This window comes from Streptomyces sp. CLCI03 (genome assembly GCF_053615355.1).
Map to the genome: position 1 here is coordinate 7,052,866 of NZ_CM132132.1, position 20,422 is coordinate 7,073,287.

General features: G+C 73.0%; 19 protein-coding genes. 9 read left to right on the forward strand and 10 right to left on the reverse strand.

Annotation, left to right across the window (positions count from 1 at the left end):
• The first annotated feature begins 101 nt into the window (after positions 1 to 101).
• From ACWG52_RS32495 to ACWG52_RS32505, 3 genes are all read left to right on the forward strand, one after another.
• On the forward strand, positions 102 to 1,964 hold the full coding sequence (locus ACWG52_RS32495) for an ABC transporter ATP-binding protein (protein ID WP_389807167.1): 1,863 nt from the start codon (positions 102 to 104) through the stop codon (positions 1,962 to 1,964).
• A 63-nt stretch (positions 1,965 to 2,027) separates the two neighbouring features.
• Positions 2,028 to 2,891 (forward strand): endolytic transglycosylase MltG, encoded by an 864-nt coding sequence (mltG, locus tag ACWG52_RS32500; RefSeq protein WP_389807165.1) that lies wholly within the window; start codon positions 2,028 to 2,030, stop codon positions 2,889 to 2,891.
• 72 nt (positions 2,892 to 2,963) lie between these two features.
• Positions 2,964 to 3,854 carry a hypothetical protein gene (locus ACWG52_RS32505; protein ID WP_389807164.1) on the forward strand — a complete coding sequence of 297 codons (891 nt, stop codon included), beginning with the start codon at positions 2,964 to 2,966 and terminating at the stop codon, positions 3,852 to 3,854.
• A 13-nt stretch (positions 3,855 to 3,867) separates the two neighbouring features.
• Here the strand turns inward: ACWG52_RS32505 and ACWG52_RS32510 are convergent, their stop codons facing one another.
• The 7 genes from ACWG52_RS32510 to ACWG52_RS32540 form a co-directional block, all read right to left on the reverse strand.
• Entirely contained in the window at positions 3,868 to 4,317 is a 450-nt protein-coding gene (locus ACWG52_RS32510; protein WP_389807163.1) for a VOC family protein, read from the reverse strand.
• Positions 4,318 to 4,375: 58 nt separating this feature from the next.
• The gene (locus tag ACWG52_RS32515; RefSeq protein WP_453129091.1) at positions 4,376 to 4,699 is read right to left on the reverse strand and encodes a nuclear transport factor 2 family protein; all 324 of its coding nucleotides are present in this window, start codon (positions 4,697 to 4,699) and stop codon (positions 4,376 to 4,378) included.
• On the reverse strand, positions 4,696 to 5,787 hold the full coding sequence (locus tag ACWG52_RS32520; RefSeq protein ID WP_389807395.1) for an FAD-dependent oxidoreductase: 1,092 nt from the start codon (positions 5,785 to 5,787) through the stop codon (positions 4,696 to 4,698). The genes ACWG52_RS32515 and ACWG52_RS32520 overlap by 4 nt, the downstream gene beginning before the upstream one ends.
• Positions 5,788 to 5,871: 84 nt before the next feature.
• Positions 5,872 to 7,257, reverse strand: coding sequence for a cytochrome P450 (locus tag ACWG52_RS32525; protein WP_389807162.1), 1,386 nt, complete (start codon positions 7,255 to 7,257; stop codon positions 5,872 to 5,874).
• A 105-nt stretch (positions 7,258 to 7,362) separates the two neighbouring features.
• A complete protein-coding gene (locus ACWG52_RS32530; protein ID WP_161289296.1) occupies positions 7,363 to 8,040 on the reverse strand; it encodes an HAD family hydrolase in 678 nt (225 codons plus the stop codon).
• Between the two features lie 45 nt (positions 8,041 to 8,085).
• The gene (locus ACWG52_RS32535; protein WP_033214198.1) at positions 8,086 to 8,565 is read right to left on the reverse strand and encodes an Lrp/AsnC family transcriptional regulator; all 480 of its coding nucleotides are present in this window, start codon (positions 8,563 to 8,565) and stop codon (positions 8,086 to 8,088) included.
• A gap of 25 nt (positions 8,566 to 8,590) precedes the next feature.
• The gene (locus ACWG52_RS32540) at positions 8,591 to 9,352 is read right to left on the reverse strand and encodes a YoaK family protein (RefSeq protein ID WP_453126691.1); all 762 of its coding nucleotides are present in this window, start codon (positions 9,350 to 9,352) and stop codon (positions 8,591 to 8,593) included.
• Positions 9,353 to 9,422: 70 nt separating this feature from the next.
• Here ACWG52_RS32540 and ACWG52_RS32545 point away from each other — a divergent pair, with 70 nt between their 5' ends.
• The 3 genes from ACWG52_RS32545 to ACWG52_RS32555 all read left to right on the forward strand — a co-directional run bounded on the left by ACWG52_RS32545 (position 9,423) and on the right by ACWG52_RS32555 (position 12,043).
• Positions 9,423 to 10,016 carry a histidine phosphatase family protein gene (locus ACWG52_RS32545; protein ID WP_389807160.1) on the forward strand — a complete coding sequence of 198 codons (594 nt, stop codon included), beginning with the start codon at positions 9,423 to 9,425 and terminating at the stop codon, positions 10,014 to 10,016.
• A gap of 63 nt (positions 10,017 to 10,079) precedes the next feature.
• A complete protein-coding gene (locus ACWG52_RS32550; RefSeq protein WP_389807159.1) occupies positions 10,080 to 11,609 on the forward strand; it encodes an APC family permease in 1,530 nt (509 codons plus the stop codon).
• Positions 11,610 to 11,617: 8 nt separating this feature from the next.
• Positions 11,618 to 12,043 (forward strand): universal stress protein, encoded by a 426-nt coding sequence (locus tag ACWG52_RS32555; protein WP_033214194.1) that lies wholly within the window; start codon positions 11,618 to 11,620, stop codon positions 12,041 to 12,043.
• 76 nt (positions 12,044 to 12,119) lie between these two features.
• Here the strand turns inward: ACWG52_RS32555 and ACWG52_RS32560 are convergent, their stop codons facing one another.
• From ACWG52_RS32560 to ACWG52_RS32570, 3 genes are all read right to left on the reverse strand, one after another.
• Complete coding sequence (locus tag ACWG52_RS32560) at positions 12,120 to 13,400, reverse strand: cation:proton antiporter domain-containing protein (RefSeq protein ID WP_078908918.1); 1,281 nt, start codon at positions 13,398 to 13,400, stop codon at positions 12,120 to 12,122.
• Entirely contained in the window at positions 13,387 to 14,019 is a 633-nt protein-coding gene (locus tag ACWG52_RS32565) for a flavin reductase family protein (protein ID WP_389807157.1), read from the reverse strand. The genes ACWG52_RS32560 and ACWG52_RS32565 overlap by 14 nt, the downstream gene beginning before the upstream one ends.
• An 84-nt stretch (positions 14,020 to 14,103) precedes the next feature.
• Entirely contained in the window at positions 14,104 to 15,705 is a 1,602-nt protein-coding gene (locus tag ACWG52_RS32570; protein WP_389807156.1) for a tryptophan halogenase family protein, read from the reverse strand.
• A 174-nt stretch (positions 15,706 to 15,879) separates the two neighbouring features.
• Between ACWG52_RS32570 and ACWG52_RS32575 the strand changes: the two genes are divergently transcribed.
• The 3 genes from ACWG52_RS32575 to ACWG52_RS32585 all read left to right on the forward strand — a co-directional run bounded on the left by ACWG52_RS32575 (position 15,880) and on the right by ACWG52_RS32585 (position 20,419).
• Entirely contained in the window at positions 15,880 to 16,878 is a 999-nt protein-coding gene (locus tag ACWG52_RS32575) for an AfsR/SARP family transcriptional regulator (protein WP_389807155.1), read from the forward strand.
• A gap of 128 nt (positions 16,879 to 17,006) precedes the next feature.
• Entirely contained in the window at positions 17,007 to 18,518 is a 1,512-nt protein-coding gene (locus ACWG52_RS32580) for an aldehyde dehydrogenase family protein (protein WP_389807394.1), read from the forward strand.
• Complete coding sequence (locus ACWG52_RS32585) at positions 18,515 to 20,419, forward strand: non-ribosomal peptide synthetase (RefSeq protein WP_389807154.1); 1,905 nt, start codon at positions 18,515 to 18,517, stop codon at positions 20,417 to 20,419. Before ACWG52_RS32580 ends, ACWG52_RS32585 begins: the two co-directional genes overlap by 4 nt.
• Positions 20,420 to 20,422 lie beyond the last annotated feature (3 nt).

The following is a 20,422-nucleotide window of genomic DNA, read 5'->3' on the forward strand; positions in this document are numbered from 1 at the left end:
AATGACCTATGCTCCAATGGTCCCGACCTCGCCGAAGGGGACCTTCGCGTAGACCGACCGACCGACCCGACGACCGACCTCCGACCCCCGAGAGGGTGCCCATGCCGCACGACGAACCGAAGTGGATCCCATCGAAAGAGCCCATCGACCCCACCCGTCCCGCCCCGGCGGAGCAGCCGCGTGAGCTGCGCCGCATCGTGGGGCTGTTCCGGCCCTACCGTGGCCGGCTGGTCGTCGTCGGTCTGCTGGTCGGCGCCTCCTCGCTGGTCGGCGTCGCCTCGCCGTTCATGCTCCGGGAGATACTCGACGTCGCGATCCCGCAGGGCCGCACGGGGTTGCTCAGCCTGCTCGCGCTCGGCATGATCCTGACCGCCGTCGTCACCAGCGTCTTCGGTGTGCTCCAGACCTTCATCTCCACCACCGTCGGCCAGCGCGTCATGCACGACCTGCGCACCGCCGTCTACGCACAGCTCCAGCGGATGCCGTTGGCCTTCTTCACGCGGACGCGCACCGGGGAGGTGCAGTCCCGCATCGCGAACGACATCGGCGGCATGCAGGCCACCGTCACCTCCACCGCGACCTCCCTCGTCTCGAACCTGACGGCCGTCATCGCCACGGTGGTCGCCATGCTCGCGCTCGACTGGCGGCTCACCGTGGTCTCGCTGCTCCTGCTGCCCGTCTTCGTGTGGATCAGCCGGCGGGTCGGACACGAGCGCAAGAGGATCACGACGAAGCGGCAGAAGCAGATGGCCGCCATGGCCGCGACGGTCACCGAGTCGCTCTCGGTGAGCGGCATCCTGCTCGGCCGCACCATGGGCCGCTCCGAGTCCCTCACCGCCGCCTTCTCCGCGGAGTCGGAGAAGCTCGTCGACCTCGAGGTGCGCTCCAGCATGGCCGGGCGCTGGCGGATGTCCACGATCGGCATCGTCATGGCCGCGATGCCCGCGCTCATCTACTGGGCGGCAGGCATAGCCCTGCAGACGGGCGCCCCCTCGCTGTCCGTCGGCACCCTCGTCGCCTTCGTCACGCTCCAGCAGGGCCTGTTCCGGCCCGCCGTGAGCCTGCTGTCGACCGGCGTGCAGATACAGACCTCCCTCGCACTGTTCGCCCGCATCTTCGAGTACCTCGACCTGCCGGTCGACATCACCGAGCGTGCGGACCCGGTGCGGCTGGACCGGGCCAAGGGCGAGGTCACCCTGGAGGACGTGCACTTCGCCTACGACGCCAAGAACGGTCCGACCCTCTCGGGGATCGACATCACCGTCCCGGCCGGCGGATCCCTCGCCGTCGTCGGCCCGACCGGCTCCGGCAAGAGCACGCTCAGCTACCTGGTGCCCCGGCTCTACGACGTCACGGGCGGACGGGTCGCCCTCGACGGGGTGGACGTGCGCGACCTCGACTTCGACTCGCTGGCCCGCTCGATCGGCGTGGTCTCCCAGGAGACGTACCTCTTCCACGCCTCGGTCGCCGACAACCTGCGCTTCGCCAAGCCGGACGCCACCGACGAGGAGATCACCGAGGCGGCCCGCGCGGCCCAGATCCACGAGCACATCGCCTCCCTGCCCGACGGGTACGACACCCTGGTCGGCGAGCGCGGTTACCGGTTCTCCGGAGGCGAGAAGCAGCGCCTGGCCATCGCCCGCACGATCCTGCGGGATCCGCCGGTGCTGATCCTCGACGAGGCCACCAGCGCCCTGGACACCCGTACCGAGCACGCCGTCCAGCGGGCCATCGACAACCTCTCCGCCGGACGCACCACCATCACCATCGCCCACCGTCTCTCCACCGTCCGCGACGCCGACCAGATCGTGGTGCTGGACGCCGGGCGCATCGCCGAACGCGGCACCCATGAGGAGCTGCTGAAGGTCGACGGTCGCTACGCCGCACTGGTCCGCCGGGATCGGGACGCCGCGCTGACGCCCGAGCCGCCGGAGGGCTTCCAGCTGGCTCCGGTAAACGTGTGACCGTATGACAGGCGCGCGGGCCGGGTGCCGGAAATATGACAAATCGGGGGTTAGCTTTCCCGTATGCGTCATGAGAACCGGCCGCCGCAGCGCCGTTCCCGGCTGACCCGCCGGGGCCGGCTGGCGCTCTTCCTCGGCACGCTGCTCGCCCTCGGCGCGGCGGTCCTGATACCGATGCTGCGCGGCGCCGACGTACCGGAGACGCCACGTCGGCTGCTGATCCCCGAGGGCTGGCGGGCCCAGCAGGTGTACGCCGCGGTCGACCGCGAGCTGAAGCTCCCGCCGGGATCCACGAAGGCGGCGGTGGCCACCACCGGGCTGGCACTGCCCGCGGAGGCCAAGGGCAATCCGGAGGGCTACCTCTTCCCGGCGACGTACCCGGTGACCTCGAAGTCCACCCCGGCCACCCTCCTCACGCACATGGTGCGGACGGCGAACGAGAAGCTCGCCACCCGGGCCGTCGCCGACGGCGGCAAGGCCCACGGAATGACCCCGTACCAGACGGCCACCCTCGCCAGCATCATCGAGGCGGAGGCCGAGGGCCGCGCCGACATGGGCAAGGTCGCACGGGTGGTGCACAACCGGCTGGCGAAGTCGATGCCGCTGCAGATGGACTCCACCATCAACTACGCGCTGAACCGCAGCACCGTGGACACCAAGCTGAGCGACACCCGGATCGACAGTCCCTTCAACAGCTACGAACGCCAGGGACTGCCACCCACGCCGATCGACAACCCCGGGCTGGCGGCGATGGCGGCCGCGGTCGCCCCGACACCCGGCGACTGGTTGTTCTTCGTCACCGTCAAGCCGGGTGACACCCGCTTCTCGGCGACCTACGAGGAACACAAGAAGCACGTCGCGGAGTTCAACCGGATCCGCGCGGGCGCGGGCCCCCGCACAGGTCAGGCCGGTCCCACCGGGAAATGAGGGGCGCCGGCCCGGGCAGCGGCTCTACGATCGGCGGCCTGCCGGACGCGTCGACCGAGGGGGCCGAGAGCCGTGAACTGGCCATGGAGAGCGAAGCCGCCGCGCGGCGGGTCGGCGGCCCGCGCCGAGGAGCCCGTACGCGCCGAGGAACCCGCGAGCGCCGAGCAGGCCGAGCAGGCCGAAACGGCCCGGCGGCATGCGATCGAAGAACGCTGGGGAGGGCGGACGGCGGCCTGGGCCGACTGGCTGGCCCGTTCCCCGGCCGGTGTGGACCTGTGCCTGTGGTGGCAGAAGCGGAACGATCTCATCCCGCTTGTCGGCGAGGAGCGTTACCAGGTCCGCCTCGCCGAACTGCTCTCCCGGGCGGCCCCCCGCGATCTCGCGGCCATGGGACTCGGCTGTTCCCGGCGCGTCGACCGGGCCTGCCGCACCCCCGAGATCTGCGGGCAGGATCCCGAGCCGCGGCCGGACGACCGCCCCTACCGCCGCAGCGGCCCCGTCCCGGGGGCGTGCAGCTCCTTCATCGACTGCTACAGCCCGCACGAGATCCGGGTCCGGTTCAACGGCGACGACCGCCACAGCGCGGTGATGCTGCTCCGGGGCGGGCCCAGCCGGGCGCTGCTGTGGGTGGACGGTGCACCCGTCCTGGAGGGGGAGTGGCTGGACAACGGCGGCTACTGGCTCGACGAGCGGTTCTTCGTCGTCCGGACCGGCGGCCCGGACGACCACCCCGAGCAGGGGTACACCTCCATCGGCCAGTGGCTCTACGACATCGTGTCACTGCTGGTCTACGACGCCGAGCTGCGGATCCCCTACGTCCTGGTCCCCGGGCCCACCGAGAACTGGCGCGACCCGGTCGTCGAGGTGCGGGACGGGACGGTCCGCGTCTACGTGGACGAGGGGGCCCAGGCGGCCTCCACCCCGGACCGGGAGTTCCCCGTCGGGGCGCCCGAGGCAGGGTGAGGCGTGACGCCGATCAGGTCGTGGGGCCCCCGAAATCGGGCAGGGTGACCGAGCCGTCCGCGGCGAGGGGGAAGCCCGGATTGTGCGCGACTTCCCAGCAGTGGCCGTCCGGGTCGGTGAAAGCACTGGAATAGAACCCGATCGCGTTGACGGCCGCGGCCTTGGTGACGGTGCCGCCCGCCCGTCGTACCGCGGCCAGCAGCTCGTCCACCTCGGCCTCGGAGCGGACGTTGTGGGCGAGGGCGATCCCCCCGAACCCACCGGTCCCCCTGACCGGTCCGGGCTCGACCCCGCAGTCGCGAGCCAGTTGCTCCCGGTCCCACAGCACCAGCGCGAGCCCGCCGGCCTGGAAGAAGACGGTTTCCTCGACCTCCTGTCCCCGCCAGCCCAGGGCCTCGTAGAAACCCTTCGATCGGGCGAGATCGGAAACCCCCAGGGTGACGAGGGTGATGCGCTGCTCCATGCGAGCACAGTAGAACGCCGCGGGCCGCGGCGCCGTGCGGCTGTCCCCGGCCGCACGCTCAGTCGCCGAAGTAGGCCTGGGCCACCGCGTAGGTGTCCTCGTAGAGGTGATAGCGGGTGATCCGCCCGTCCCGGACCGTGGCGTGCAGGGCGAACGCGGTGTCGATGTCCCGGCCCGTCCTGCGGACCTCGGACACCATGCGGCCGAGGAGCACCACGTCGTCGCCCTCGGCGATGACCTGGCGGAGCTCGAACCCCTTGGTCCGCACATGTGTTGCCGGCAACTCGAAGAACGTCCGCATGCCGTCCGGAGAGTCGACCTCCGGAACCCACGGAAGGCCCGGCGGGTGCGGGATGCCACCCGGGAGGGCCCGGTGGATCAGCCCACCGGCGCCCCCGCCGCTTCGCGGCTCAGGAGCCGGCGGATCTCGCGGACCGCCGCGCCGCCCGCGCGGTTGGCGCCGATGGTCGACGCCGACGGGCCGTAGCCCACCAGGTGGATCCGCTCGTCACGCACGGCCCGGGTCCCCTCGGCGCGGATGCCGCCGCCCGGCTCGCGCAGGCGCAGCGGGGCGAGATGGTCGACGGCCGCCCGGAATCCGGTGGCCCACAGGATCACGTCCGCGTCCACGTGACTCCCGTCCGCCCAGGCGACACCGGTGGGGGTGATCCGGTCGAAGACGGGCCGCCGGTCGAGCACGCCCGAGGCGAGCCCGGCCCGGACGGCGTCGTTCAGCGGGAGTCCCGTCACGCTGACCACGCTCTGCGGCGGCAGCCCTCGGCGCACGCGCTCGTCCACCAGGGCCACCGCGGCCCGCCCCTCGGCCTCGCCGAAGCTCCCGTCGCGGAAGACCGGGGGCCGCCGGGTCACCCAGGTGGTCCCCGCCGCCACCTCGGCGATCTCCAGCAGGTGCTGCACCGCCGAGGTGCCCCCGCCGACGACGATCACCCGCGCCCCGGCGAACTCCCGCGGCCCCGGATAGTTCGCGGTGTGCAGTTGGCGGCCGCGGAAGGTCTCCTGGCCCGGGTAGCGCGGCCAGAACGGCCGGTCCCAGGTTCCGGTGGCGTTGATCAGGGCCCGGGGCGACCAGACGCCGGCCGAGGTCTCCACGCGCAGCCGCCCCGCGTCCCCCTCGCGTACGGCGGACACGTCCACGGGGCGGCGTACGCGCAGGTCGAAGCGGTCCTCGTACGCGGCGAAGTACTCCCCGACGACCTGCGAGGACGGCCGTAGCGGGTCGGCGCCCGTCAGCTCCATGCCGGGCAGGGCGTGCATGCCGTGGACCTTGCCGTAGGTGAGCGAGGGCCAGCGGAACTGCCAGGCCCCGCCCGGGCGGGGGGCGTGGTCGAGCACCACGTGGTCGATCCCCGCCCGGCCGAGGTGGTAGGCGCTGGACAGGCCCGCCTGCCCGGCGCCGATGACCACGACGTCCACGTCCACGTCCACCGGCACATCCGCGTCCCGCCGCATGTTGTTCACGGTTCTACCAACTTCGGGCGGGTGCCGGATCTTCCCGGGCTCCTGCGTGAGCCGTCGAGGTGGCCGTTCACACGCTCAGCGGCCGCCCCCGTCGTGCGAGGCGGTGCCGGCGGGGCGCAGGGTCGCCAGGACCGGACCGGTCGGCTGCAAGGTGAGCCCGGGGAAGACCCCGGCCCGGGTGTTCCCGCTGTCCAGGTGGAACCGCTGCGCAAGCACCGCCAGTACGAGCGCGGCCTCCACCAGCGCGAACCGCGCCCCCAGGCAGGCCCGCGGGCCGCCGCCGAAGGGGAACCAGGCGTGCTCGGGCACCGGATGCGGGGCGTCCGCGTCCCACCGCTCCGGGCGGAAGGCCTCCGGGTCCGGGAACCACCGGGCGTCGCGGTGCATCGACCAGGGGCTGGTCCACACCGAGGTCCCGGCCGGTATCGCGCGCCCGCCGAGCGTCGCGCCCTCCGTGGCCACCGCCGAGATCAGCCAGATCGGCGGATAGATCCGCAGGGCCTCCTTGACGACCTGCTGGGTCCAGGGCAGCCGCGCGTAGTCGTCGTAGGTCGGCAGCCGCCCGCCGAGCACCCGGTCGAGCTCCTCCGTCAGCCGGGCCCGTGCCGACGGCGCCCCCGACAGCAGCTGCCAGGCCCAGGTCAGGGTGGTCGAGGTGGTCTCGTGGCCGCCGATGTAGAGGGTGATCGACTCGTCCCGCAGCTCCTTGCGCGAGAGCGGGCCGCCGGTCTCGTCGCGGGCCGCGAGCAGTCGGCTCAGCAGGTCGTCCCGTTCCGCACCGGCGCTCGACGCCGCCTCGTGCTCCCGTATGACGTGCTCGATCTCCCGGTCGAGCACCGCCACCGCCTCCCGCATCCGCCGCCGCCCGGGAGTGCGCACCCACGGCGGCAGGAACAGCGTCAGCCCGCGGAACTCCGCGCCCAGTTCCCGCTGCGCCGTGGCCATGGCCGCGCTGATGGGCCCCTCCCGGCCGGCGGCGTCGCTCCCGAAGAGCGTGCGCACCGCGATCCGCTGGGTGAGTCCGGCCATCTCCCGGTGCACATCGATCCGTCGGCCCGCGCGCCAGCCGCTCGCCAGGGCGTCCGCGCACTCGACCATCGTCGCGGCGTACGAGCGCACCTGGCGCGGCCGTACGGCCGGCTGGACCAGCGCGCGCTTGCGCCGCCAGTCGTCCCCGGTGGCGACGACCACCCCGTTGCCCAGCAACTGGCGGAAGGCCCAGCCCAGTTCCGTCGGCCGAAAGGTGGACTCGACGGCTCCGAGCAGCTCCCCGGCGTGCTCGGGCCGGGAGACCAGGATGTTGCGCCGGCGGCCGAGCGCCCAGGGCACCCAGTCGCCGTAGCCGTCACGCAGGGACTCGAAGAAGGACAAGGGGTCGCGGGCGAAGGCGGGGAGGTTGCCGAGCAGCGGCCAACGGCGCGGTCCGCCGCTGCGGGCGTCCGGGGTCAGGGTCGCGGTCACGCAGGCATGGTGACAGTCGCCCCCGCAGGCCGCCAGAGAGCGGACACGGTCTCCTCGGGGCGGCGCGCGGCCGCCGAGCAGCGACGCGGTGGCCCCCTCGGCCGGCTACGCGGTCCGGCGCGCGGACAACCAGTCGTACGCCGCGTCCGCGCTGAACTGCGGCTGCCCGCCCGGGAAGAGGAGGCCGGCGGAGGCGAAGGCCGGGTCACCCGCGATGGCCGGGGTGTACGGGACCGCCACGCAGGCCATGCCCGCGGCGTGCGCGGCCCGCGCCCCGGGCGCCGCGTCCTCGACGACCACGCAGTCGGCGGGCTCGGCGCCCAGCCGACGGGCCGCCTCCAGGAACACGTCCGGAGCGGGCTTGCCCCGCGCCACCTCCTCGGCGGACACCGTCGTCGTCAGCAGCGCGTCCAGCCCGGTGCCCGACAGCACCGCGTCGATCGCCTCCAACGAGGAGCCGGAGGCCACCGCCATCGCCACGCCCTCGCCGTGCAGCCGCTCGACGAACCCCCGCATCTGCGGGAAGACCTCGGTCCGGGTGCGGGCCAGCTCCAGGTAGGCGGCGTTCTGCTCGGCGAGCAGCTGCTCGACCGGTGCCCGGATCCCGTACCGGTCCCGCAGGATCTCCAGGGTCTCGCGCGTGCCGATGCCGATGAAGCGGGAGTGCTGCTCCCACGTGAAATCGGGGACCCCGTGCCGCTCCAGGGTGCGGCGCCCGGACTCGTAGTAGTTGGGCTCGCTGTCCACGAGGGTGCCATCGAGATCGAATATGACGGAAATCATCCGTTACGCCCGTCCTGCAGGTCGCGTCCTGTTTCGATAATCCTGTCAGGTTTTGCTGGCATTTCTGCCCACGGATTCGACCAGCGGCAACAAGCGGTGCGGCACCCGCTCGCGCAGTGCCACCTCCGTACGGGTGCGGACCACGCCCGGGAGCTGGATCAGCCGCTGGATCACGTCCTCCAGGTGCCCGTTGTCCCGGGCCGCCACCCGGGTCAGCAGGTCCCCGCCGCCGGTGATCGAGAAGGCCTCGATGATCTCGGGCACGGCGGCCAGCGCGTCCCCCACGTCGTCCAGATGGCCCTGCGTGACCTCGATGTGCACGAAGGCCAGCACCGGATGGCCCAGCGCGGCGGGGGAGAGCACCGGCCCGGTGCCGGTGATCACACCGGTGCGCTCCAGCCGGTCCAGCCGTGCCTGCAAGGTGCCGCGCGCGACGCCGAGGATCCGGGCGTACTCACGGACACTGGTGCGCGGCTGCTCGATCAGCAGGCGCAGAATTCTGGTGTCGAGCTCGTCCACCGCCACGCCCCGACTGTACCAATGGCCCCGTTCACCCCGATGGTTCCCGGCCAGGTGCCTGGTCGGTGTGCAGCTCGGGCTGACTCCGGTAGAGCAGGCCCACGACCAGCACCGTCGCGCCGGCCGGCAGCAGCAACCAGCCCACGGTCGCACCGGTCCGCAGCAGCAGCGCCCCGAGGAACCCGCCGGCGAACATGGCCAGGACGGACAGGCCGCGCAGCTTCCAGCCGGCCGTCCCGAACCCGTACGTGTTCTCCCGCCCCATGGCGGTCGCGCCGATGAAGGCGGTCATGGAGCGGGTGACCAGCGTCGTCGGCACCCCGGGCACGTTCGCCCGCATGATCGTGGTGTTGCGCAACCCCATCGCCAGGGCCAGAACCGCCATCGTCGCCAGATGCCGCCGTGACGGCGATCCGTACTGCGTGGCCAGGCCCCAACCGATGCCCGCCGCGGTCAGGATCAGCACCGCCTCGGAGATGAGGCCTATGACGAACCAGCGCCTCCCACGGACCTCGGTCACGGACTCCAGGTGCGATCCGCACACCACCCCGACGACGAACGCGGCCAACGAGACCCCGGGCGCCAGCGTCTCCAGCCGCCCCGCCCCCGCCGCCCCGAAGGCCACGAACAGCACGTTGCCCGTCTGCATCGCCGTGAAGGCCGGCCCGAGCGCCAGCAGACTCGCCGCCTCCACCAGCCCGGTCACCCCGGTCAGCACGACCATCAGCGCGGGCATGCGCGGGGGGAGCAGCGGCGGACCGGCCCTCCGCCCGGCCTCCCGGTTCTCGTCCATGACGCCCGACAGTGACACGCCCGCCCGGGTGCTCCGGCGTCGACATGCCGGAAGGCATAGGGTCCGAAGGATGAGTGACCTGTTGCTGGTGAGGCACGGCGAGACCGCCTGGAGCGCGAACGGGCGGCACACGGGACGCACCGACCTGCCGTTGACCGCGCGCGGGGTCGAGGAAGCCATCGAGCTGGCCCCCTTCTTCCGGGACCAGCGGCCCGCCCTGGTGCTGACCAGCCCCCTGCGCCGGGCCGTCGCCACCGCCGAACTCGCCGGGCTCACCGGCGGCGAGACCGACCCCGACCTGTACGAATGGGACTACGGCGGCTACGAGGGGATCACCACCGCGGAGATCCGCGAGAGCACGCCGGACTGGTCCCTGTGGACCCACGGCGTCCCGCCCGGCGACGCCGAGCACCCGGGCGAGAGCGCCGCCCAGGTGGGCGCCCGCGCCGACCGCGCCCTGGCCCGCGTCGCCCCCGTGCTCCGCGCGGACGACGGCGACGTGGTGCTCGTCGCGCACGGCCACTTCCTGCGTGTCCTCACCGCCCGCTACCTGCGTCTGGAGCCCGAACACGGCCGGCTCTTCCTGCTGCGCACCGGCACGGTCAGCGTGCTCTCCACGGAACACGACCTCCCGGTGATCGCGGGCTGGAACACCCGCCCCTGACAGCGGCGCCGACCGCGGTCGCCTCGCCTCGCGCGGCGCTGCCGTGTGCGTGACCATTCGTACATGGGTCACGACTCGTACACGGACGACGGCAGTGCGGGTGCCGGACCGGAGGGCCTGGACGCGAGGCTCAAGGCCAACGCGATCGGCTTCCTCGACGCACTCGTCATCGGCCTGAACTCCACCTCGCCCGCCTACTCCCTGGCCGCCGTCCTCGGCCCGATCGTGGCGCTGGCCGGTATCTACGCGCCCGGCGTGATGCTGGCCTCCTTCGTCCCGATGCTGCTCATCGCCGCCGCCTTCTACTACCTCAACAAGGTCGACCAGGACTGCGGGACGACCTTCTCCTGGGTCACCCGCGCCATGGGCCCCTGGGCGGGTTGGCTCGGCGGCTGGGCGATCGCCATGACCGGCGTCCTCGTCATCGGCTCCCTCGCGGACGTCGCCGTGAACTTCGGGCTGCTCGCCGTCGGACTCGACAGCTGGGCCGCCAACGCCTGGATCCGGCAGGGCCTCACCGTCGCGGTGATCCTCGCCATGACCCTCATCTGCGTCATCGGCACCGAGCTCTCGGCCCACCTCCAGGACGTCCTGATCCTCGCCCAGGTCTTCTTCCTGCTGGCCTTCGCCGTGGTCGCCATCTACCGCGTCTACGCCGACACCAGCACCCTGGACTCGATCGAGCCGTCCCTCAGTTGGCTCAACCCCTTCGGCGCGGGCGGCGCCGCCCTCACCGGCGGGCTGCTGCTCGGCGTGTTCATCTACTGGGGCTGGGAGTCGGCGGTCAACCTCACCGAGGAGGTCGAGAACTCCGCCACCGCGCCCGGCAAGGCGGGCATCTGGTCGACCGTGATCCTCCTCGTCACCTACCTGTCCGTGGGCTTCGCGGTCGTCGCCTACGCGGGCACCGCCTACCTCGCCGAGAACGCGGGCGAGGAGGAGGCCATCTTCGCGGTCCTCGCCCACGAGGTCATGGGTGGCTGGGACTGGGTGGTGCTCCTCGCCGTCTGCACCTCGGCCCTCGCCTCCACCCAGACCACGATCATCCCCGCCTCCCGCACCGCCCTGTCCATGGCCCGCCGGCACGCGCTGCCGCACGGGCTCGCGCACATCCACCCCCGCTTCCGCACCCCGGACGTGAGCACGTGGTGGGTGGCCGGCATCGCCATCGGTTGGTACCTCGTCGTCAACCAGATCAGTGAGAACGCGCTTCTGGACTCGCTCACCGCGCTCTCCCTGCTCATCGCGTTCTACTACGCGCTGACCGGCCTGGCCTGCGCCATCTACTACCGCCGCCATCTCCTGGAGAACGTCCACAACTTCGTGCTCATCGGACTCGGCCCGGTGATCGGCGCCGGCCTGCTGGCCTGGCTGCTGGTGGAGTCGATCGGCGACATGTCCGACCCGGAGAACTCCGCCGGCGGGGTCTCCTGGTTCGGCCTCGGCCCCCCGCTGGTCATCGGCATCGGCATCGCGCTGGTGGGCGTGGCCGTCATGTGCTTCTGGCGGGTCCGGGACGGCAGGTTCTGGCAGGAGCGGCGCGGCGTCGTCGACCCGGAACTCGTCCACGCAGGGAAGCACCAGTCCTCTTAGGAGCCCCGATGTCCGTGGTCCTTGGATACGACGAGTCACCGGGCGCGGAGCGGGCCCTGCAGGTGGCGCTGGAGGTGGCCACCGCCTTCGGCGAACCCCTCGTCCTCGTCTACGGCGCGGCCGCCCCGGGCGCCACCGGCGAGGAGTCCCGCGCCCACCGCGAAGCCGTCCGCCAGGCGGGCCGCAGCGCGCTGGCGCACGCCGTCGAGGAGGCCGACGCCGCCGGGGTGCCCTCCACGGTCGAGGTGGCCGACGAGAAGCCCGCGCAGGCCCTGCTGGACGCCGCCGAGCGCCACCGGGCCCGCGTCATCATCGTCGGCAGCTGGGGCGACAGCCCACTGCGCGGAGCGCTGCTCGGCTCCACCCCGCACAAGCTGCTGCACCTGTCGCCGATCCCGGTGCTGTGCGTACCGACCGGGCCGGAGGGTGCCTGAACAGCCGTGGCGCGGCCGGGGCGGGCGGACACCTCCGGTTCCGGTCGGCGGACACCCTCCGGTTCCGGTACGCCCGTCAGGGCCCGGAGAGCGCGTTCTCGGGCTCGGCCTGCGCCGGGGCCCGGCGGCTCACCTCCCTCCCGGCGCGCAGCCGGGTCAGGGCCGGGCTGGTGATCGCCGTCGTCACCAGGGCCATCAGCACCAGCATCGTGAACAGCTGCGGCCCGATGACGCCGAGTTCCAGACCGACGTTGAGCACCACCAGCTCGGTCAGTCCCCGGCAGTTCATCAGGGCGCCGATCGACAGGGCCTCCCGCCAGGGTCTTCCGCAGGCGCGCGCCGCTCCCGCCGCGCCGCCCCACTTGCCGAGGAAGGCGACCAGGAGGATCGCGGCCGTCCAGAGCCACAGCTCGGGCGCGGCCGTCAGCCCACCGATGTCCGTCCGCAGCCCGGTGTGCACGAAGAACAGCGGCAGCAGCACGGGCACCGTGAACGCGCGCAGCCGGGCCGCCGACGCCTCGATGCGTTGCCCGGTGCGCGGGGTGACCACCCCGAACAGGAACGCCCCGAACAGCGCGTGCACGCCGATCAGGTCGGTGGCCAGCGCGGACAGGCTCAGCCCGCTGAACAGCGCCACCAGGACCGCCGCGTCGCCGGCCCGGTCGGCGCGGGCCGACCAGCGGGCCAGCAGCGGCCGTACCGCGTACAGCATCACCAGGGTGAAGGCCACGGCGAGTCCGGCCGTGGTGGCCGCCTCCATCGGGGACCCGGCACCGGCGAGGGCCACCACCAGGGCCAGCAGGCACCACGCGACGACGTCGTCCACGGCCGCGCAGGCCATGGCGAGCGCGCCGAGCGGAGTCCCGTACAGGCCCCGGTCGATGAGGATCCGGGCGAGGACCGGGAACGCGGTGATGCTCATGGCCACGGCCATGAACAGGATGAACGGCATCCGGCCGACGCCGTCCGGGGCGAAGCCGTCGTACATGGCTATCGCGAGGAGCGCGCCCAGGGCCAACGGCAGCAGCATGCCGGCCTGGCTCACGGCCACCGCGACCCTGGTGTGACCGCGCAGGCTCTTCAGGTCGAGCTCCAGCCCGACCAGGAACATGAAGGCGAGCAGCCCCAGTTGTCCGAGCACCGAGGTGTACGGCAGCACGGACGTCGGGAACAGCGCGTGCTGGGCCTGTGGCCAGATCCAGCCCAGCAGCGAGGGGCCCAGCAGGATGCCGGTGGCGATCTCGCCCACCACCGGGGGCTGGCCGAACCGGCGGCAGACGGAGGCGCCGACCTGGCAGGCGAGGATCACCGCCGGGACGGCGATCAGCAGGGCCGGCAGCGGATCAGCGGACGACACGGGTGGCTCCCTCCGGCGCGGCGGGCCGCAGCGCGGCGGGCGGTTCGTGGCGCGCGGCCGACTGCGGGGCGGGCGTCGGGGCCGCGGCCGCCGCGGACCAGGGGGCGTACCGGCGCAGCCCGTAGAGCAGCGGTTCCCGGTCGTCCCGTACGGTCACCCGGCGGGCCTCGGCGAAGACGGCCGTGTGGTCCCCGAAGCCGACGGTTCTCACCACGGCACAGTCCGCGACGGCGTGCGCGTCCGCCGTCAGGTGCGGTCCGCCCGCCCCGAGCGGCAGCCGCCACTCGACGCGGTCGAAGCGGTCGGGCGCCCCGGAGGCGAACAGGTCGGAGGTGCCGCGGGCCCGCTCGTGCAGCAGGTTCACGGCGAAGTGGCCCTCGGCGAGCAGCACCGCGAGGGTGGGGCTCGCCGCCCGTATGCACACCACGAGCGTCGCCGGTTCGAGCGCGACGCTCGCGAGGGAGGTGCAGGTCAGGCCGTGCGGCACGGAATCGGAGTCCAGCGTGGTGACGACGGACACCCCGGTGGGGAAGGCGGCCATGAAGGGACGGAGGTCCATGGGCCGGTCCCCGGCCGACTCGTCCGGTGCGGCGGGGTGGGGCACGGAGCGGTGGGGCATGTCTGACTCCTGAGGTGGCTGAGGCAACTGCGGCCCGGCAGCCGGCGGGAGAGCCGTGCTGCCGGGCCGTGGGAGCGGTGGGCCTTACGCGCCGTGCAACTGGCGCAGGTAGTCGTAGGCGGTGGGCAGCGTCTCCAGCAGGTTCTGCTGTTGGCGCTTGACCGTGTCGAAGAGGGGTTCGGCACCGGCCACCGAGTCCGGCCGGTGGGCCAGGGAGGGCAGCGGGGCGTCCGGCTCCAGGCCGAGACCCGCGAAGATGCAGTAGTAGCTGCCGTTGGTCCAGAAGTTGCGGAACTCGGCCTCGAAGTTGCCGTAGTACGTCGACTCGTCGGTGATCGGCGAGTTGATGGGCAGGCCGGCCTTGTACGCGGAGATCTTCTGCTGGATGTTGTCGGGGAGGGTCAGCTTCTTGTTGGCCTGCCAGAACGGCGTGTCGTTGCGCGGCGCGTAGAAGAAGTGTGCCTGGATGAAGTCGCGGGTGTCGTCGAACATCACCTCGATCTCGTGGTTGAAGCTGTTGATCAGACCGTCGTTGAAGGTCTTGTCCGGGAAGTGCTTGGCCAGCTGGTAGATCGCGGCCGTGATGAAGTAGATGCCGGTCGACTCCAGCGGCTCCAGGAAGCAGGACGACAGGCCGATGCTGACGACATTCTTCACCCACGCGCGGCGGTTGCGGCCGACGCGGAAGCGGATGTGGTTGAACTTCGTCTCCTCCACGTCCAGGCCCCACATGTCCGCGAACTCGGCGGTGGCGGTGTCCTGGTCGGTGAACTTGCTGGAATACACGTAGCCGGTGCCGAAGCGCCCCAGCATGGGGATCTTCCACGCCCAGCCGGAGGACATGGCGATCGCGGACGTGTACGGCTCCACGCCGTTCGCCTCGTCGTCGTGCGCAACGGCCGTCGCCACCGCGCTGTCGCACAGCAGGTGGTCGCTCATGTCGATGAAGGGTTCCTCCATCGCCTGGTTGATCAGCAGGCCGCGGAAGCCCGAGCAGTCCACGAACAGGTCCGCGTCCAGGGCCAGTCCGCCCTTGGTGTGCAGGGTGGTCACGTAGCCGCGCTCGTCCTGCTCGACCCGCACCATCTCGTCCTGCACGTGGTTCACGCCCTGCTTCTCGGTGCTGAACCGGCGCAGGAAGTCGGCCACCAGCTGGGCGTCGAAGTGCCAGGCGTACCGGGTGGCCGGCCGGCCGTCGAGCCAGCGCGGCGCCTTCATCGCGTCCATCACCGGGGGCTCGCGGAAGCAGGCGTAGTCGAACGGCTCGGTGGTGCGGCCCTCGTACTTGCGCTTGAACCAGTAGTGCGACAGCGGGGTCTGGTCGTAGTCGGGGAGCAGCCCGAACGGGTGGTAGAAGTGGTCCGGGCCGCCGCCCGGCAGCTCACGGGCGCTCGACTCGCCCTGCCCGTCGGTCCGCCAGTTGACGAAGCGCACGGCCATCTTGAAGCTCGCGTTGCACTCCCGCATCCACTCGTCCTCGGCGATGCCCAGGTAGTCGAAGAAGGAACGCTGCAGGTTGGGCACGGTGGCCTCGCCGACACCGATGCGCGGGATCGTCGGCGCTTCGAGCACGGTGATGTCGACCGTTCCCTGCAGCGCCTTTCCGAGGTATGCGGCCGTCATCCAGCCGGCCGTGCCGCCGCCCAGGATGACGACCTTCTGAAGCCGGGTGTCGCTGCTGGTCATGAAACAGCCCTCATTTCGGATTCGGCGGTTCGGGTGGTCGTGCTCATCAGTGTCGAAAAACGCCCTATCACCGCTCTACACCGATCGGATCCGGCCGTTGTAGGGCCCTTGTAGACCCCCCGGACACACTCCTCGCAGGCAGAGCGGCAGGCTGAAAACCACCGGGAGGACGCGATGACCACCGCAGCGACCGAAACAGCGGGGCCGGCGGTACGGGTCCGATTCCTGGGCGACTTCGAGCTGACCGTCAACGGCACCCCCGTCCAGCGCTGGCGGGCCGGCAAGGCCCGTGGCCTGTTCCAGTACCTCGCGGTCCACCGAGGCCAGATGCTCACCCGCGACCGGCTCTACGCCTCCCTGTGGCCCGACGCCGACTCCGCCGCGGGCAGCTCCCTGAAGGTCGCCGCCCACGCCTTGCGCCGGGTGCTCGACGCCCACCCCGACCGCCCCGGCGACTCCGGGATCCAGCTGGTCTACCGGGACTTCGGGTACGTCCTGCACATCAGCGGCCTCTGGTGCGACCTGGACCGGTTCCAGGAACTGGTGCACACCGGCCTGCGCGCCGCCACCGCCGGTGACGCCCCGCTCGCCCGCACCCGGCTGCGGGCGGCGATCGGCCTCTACGGCGGCGAGTTCCTGCGCGGCGAGAGCGCCGACTGGGTCGTCGAACAGCGCGAGTACCTCAGGGCGCTCGCGCTGCGGGCCCTGGGAGCACTGCGCGCCGACGCCGAGGCCCGCGAGGACTTCGTGGAGCTCATCGAGGTCTGCAAGCGCACCCTGGAGATCGACCGCCACCACGAGGAGACCTACCGCGCGCTGATGGCCGCGCACGGCCGGCGCGGTGAACTCGCCTGCGTCCGGCGCTGGTACGAGCTGTGCGCCCGCCGGATGCGCGACGAGCTGGCCGTGGCACCCGGCCACGAGACCCAGCGGCTGCTGGGCACCCTGATCCCGGCCGCCGCGCGCGCCGCTGCCACCGCTCCCGTCTCCGCCGTCACCGGCGCCCCGCCCGCCACCGTCCGCGCGCTGCGGCCGACGGCCCGCCGGGCCGGGACGCCCGCCTGGAGCCCGGAGGCCCGTACGACCGCCCTGGCCCGCCCCGTGCGGCGGGCCAGGCCCGACAACCGGGCCGCGGCCGCCCTGGCCCGTGCGGCCGACCAGGCGACCGCGTGACACCGACCCAGCTGTTCAGCGAGCCCGTGATCCCGTGACCGAGTGAGGACCCCACCGTGACCGTGCTGACCGTGCCGACCGAGCCACAGGACTCTAGACCCGCCGGGGCCGAGCCCGACACGGCCCCCCTGCCGCCCCGTTACACCGACCAGTGGATCGGCGGCGCCTGGGTGGCCTCCGACGCCGACGGCCGCCTGGTCGTCACCGACCCCGCCACCGAGCGCGCCCTGGCGACCGTGCCCGCGGGCACCGCCCGGGACGCCGACCTCGCCGCGCGCGCCGCCGCGGCCGCGTTCCCGCGCTGGGCCGCCACGCCGCTGCGCGAACGCACCGCGCTGCTGCGCCGGGTCGTCGAGGCCATGGAGGTCCGGGCCGACCGCTTCGCCGAGACCATCACCGCCGAGGTCGGGGCACCCGCCCGGATGGCCCGCCAGACCCATGTCGGGCTCTCCCTCGGCATGGCGGCGCACTGCGTCGAGACCGCCGCCCTCCACACCTTCGAGGAGCGCGTCGGCCATTCCCTCGTCGTGCGCGAGGCCGCCGGAGTGGCCGCCTGCATCACCCCCTGGAACACACCGCTGCTGCTCACGGTCCAGAAGATCCTGCCCGCGCTCGCGGCCGGCTGCACGGTCGTCCACAAGCCGAGCGAGATCACCCCGCTGCACGCCCGGCTGCTCGCCGAGGCCATCGCCGAAGCCGATCTGCCGCCCGGCGTCTTCAACATGGTCGTCGGCACCGGCGCCGCCGTCGGCACCGCGCTCGTCACCCACCCGCTGATCGACGTGGTCTCCCTGACCGGTTCCACCCGCGCCGGCCGCGAGGTCTCCGCGCTGGGAGCCGACACCGTCAAGCGCGTCCACCTCGAACTCGGCGGGAAGAACGCGAGCCTCGTCCTCGACGACGCCGACCTGGCCGCGTCCGTGGCCGCCACCGTCGACCAGATGCTCTTCAACACCGGCCAGACCTGCCTGCAGTGGAGCCGACTGCTGGTACCGAGGGACCGCCAGGACGAGGCCGTACAGCTCGCCGGAGAAGCCATGGCCGGGTACGTGACCGGCGATCCGCGCGACCCGGCGACCGACCTCGGCCCCCTGGTCTCCGCCGCCGCGTACACACGTGTCACCGACCACATCCGCCGGGGCGTCGAGGACGGCGCCGGCCGCCTGGTCCGCGGCGGCCCCGACCGGCCCGACGGGCTGGACACCGGCTACTACGTCCGGCCGACGATCTTCGCCGACGTGGACCCGCTCAGCACGATCGGCCAGGAGGAGATCTTCGGACCGGTGCTCTCGGTCATCCCCTACGACGACGAGGACCAGGCCGTCCGGATCGTCAACGGCACCCGCTACGGGCTGCACGGCGCGGTCTGGTCCGGCGACGGAGCCCGCGCCGAGCGGGTGGCCCGACGCTTCCGCTCCGGCCTGGTCGACGTGAACGGCGGCCAGTTCAACCCGGCCGCCCCGTTCGGCGGGTTCAAGCAGTCCGGGATCGGGCGCGAATGCGGCACCGCCGGACTGGAGGCCTTCCTGGAGACCAAATCGATGCAGCTCCCGCAGGGCGGGGGAGGCCAGGTGGTGGGCCCGCGCCTGCGAGCCACCACGGCCGCCCGCCCCGCGGACACCGAGAGGAACGACGGATGACCGACCGGCACGCCGAGTCCGCCGGGGCCACCGCCCCGGGCGCACCGGCCGACGACGCACCGCCCCGCGCGGCCCGGGCCGAACCGGGCCCCGCCGAGCCGGCCGACGCCGCGCTCCCGCCGCTCTTCGCCCGCCTGGAACGGTGGACCCGCGAACAGCCGAACGAGACCGCCGTCAAGGCCTTCGACGGCACCCTCACCTACGCGGCGCTCACCGCCCGCACCGCCCGCTACGCCACCGCGCTCGCCGCGGCCGGGGTCGGCCCCGAGACCTCGGTCGGGCTGCTGCTCGGCCGATCCCGGGAGAGCGTGCCCGCCCTGCTCGCCGTCTGGAGCCTCGGCGGGACCGCCGTACCCCTGGACCCCGCGCATCCCGTCGAACGCCTCGGCCGCGTCCTGCGCGACGCCGGGGCCGCCGTCCTGGTCGCCACCGAGGTACCCACGGGCCTGGAGCCCGGCGGGACCACCCTGCTGGCCCCCGCGGACGTCCGCCGCGGCGCCCCCGGGCCGCTCGGGGTGACCGTACCCGCCCCCGACAGCTGCTCGTACCTCATCTACACCTCCGGAACCACCGGCCGCCCCAAGGGGGTCGAGGTCACCTACCGGGGCCTGGACACCTTCGTGGAGGCCCTCGGCGGCCTCGGACTGCCCCCCGGCGGGCTCGGCCTCAACGCCGTCTCGCCCGCCTTCGACGGCTGGCTCTGGTGCACCCTGCTCTACCTGACGCACGGCCAGGGGGTCGCCCTGACCGACCTCTCCCTGGACGGGCTGCGCCAGGCCGCGGCCGAGGGCCGCGAGCCGCTGCCCGCCGGCCTGCGCACCGTCTCCCTCACCCCGTCGCTGCTCGCCGCGCACGGCGCCGGCATCGACTCCGCCGAGGTGGTCGTGGTCGCCGGGGAGGCCTGCCCGGCCGCCCTGGCCGAGCGGTTCGTCCGCGGCCGCCGGCTGCTCAACGTGTACGGGCCGACGGAGGTGACCATCGCCGCGACCTGGGCCGACAGCCGACGAGGGGACGACGTGACCACCATCGGACTTCCGCTGCCCGGCTACCGGGCCTACGTCCTGGACGAGGAGCTCCGCCCGGTCGCCGCCGGCACCGAGGGCGAGCTCTATCTCGGCGGCCCCGCCGTCGCCCGCGGCTACCGGGGCCGGCCCGGGCTCACCGCGAGCCGTTTCCTGCCCGACCCCTTCCAGGGCGGCGGCACCCGCATGTACCGCACCGGTGACGTGGTCGTCCGCCGCCCGAGCGGCGAACTGGAGTACCGGGGCCGCCGCGACGACCAGGTGAAGATCCGCGGCCACCGCATCGAACTGGGCGAGGTGGAACGGATCGCCGCCGAACTCCCCGAGGTCGTCGCCGCCGCCTGCTGCCCGCTCGCCTCGGGGCAGACCCTCGGCCTCGCCGTGGTCGCGGCCCCCGGCAGCGACCCTGCGGGCCTCGCCGAACTGGTCGTGGAACGCTGCCGCAAGCAGCTGCCCGCGGCCGCGGTGCCCGCCGCCGTACGGGTGCTCGACCGGATCCCCACCCTCAGCACCGGAAAGGCCGACCGCGAGGCGCTGGCCCGGGCCCTGGCGGCGCCGGAAGGGACCCCCGGCACACCGGAGGCGGCCCCGAGCGGCGGTCCGACCACGAGCGAGCGCATCGTGATGGCCGTCTGGGCCGACGTGCTCGCCACCGAGATCCCCGGCCCCGACGCGGACTTCTTCGAGCTGGGCGGCCACTCCCTGGCCGCCGCCCGCGCGGTCTCCGAACTGCGTCGCGTCACCGGACTGCGGGTGGGCCTCGGCGCGCTGCTGGCCGAGCCGACGGCCAGGCACTTCGCCGCCGAACTCGACCGGCTCTCCGCCGAGCGGGAGGCGTCCGCCGACGCCCCGGCCGACGACACCGCCGAAGGGGCCTGAGCC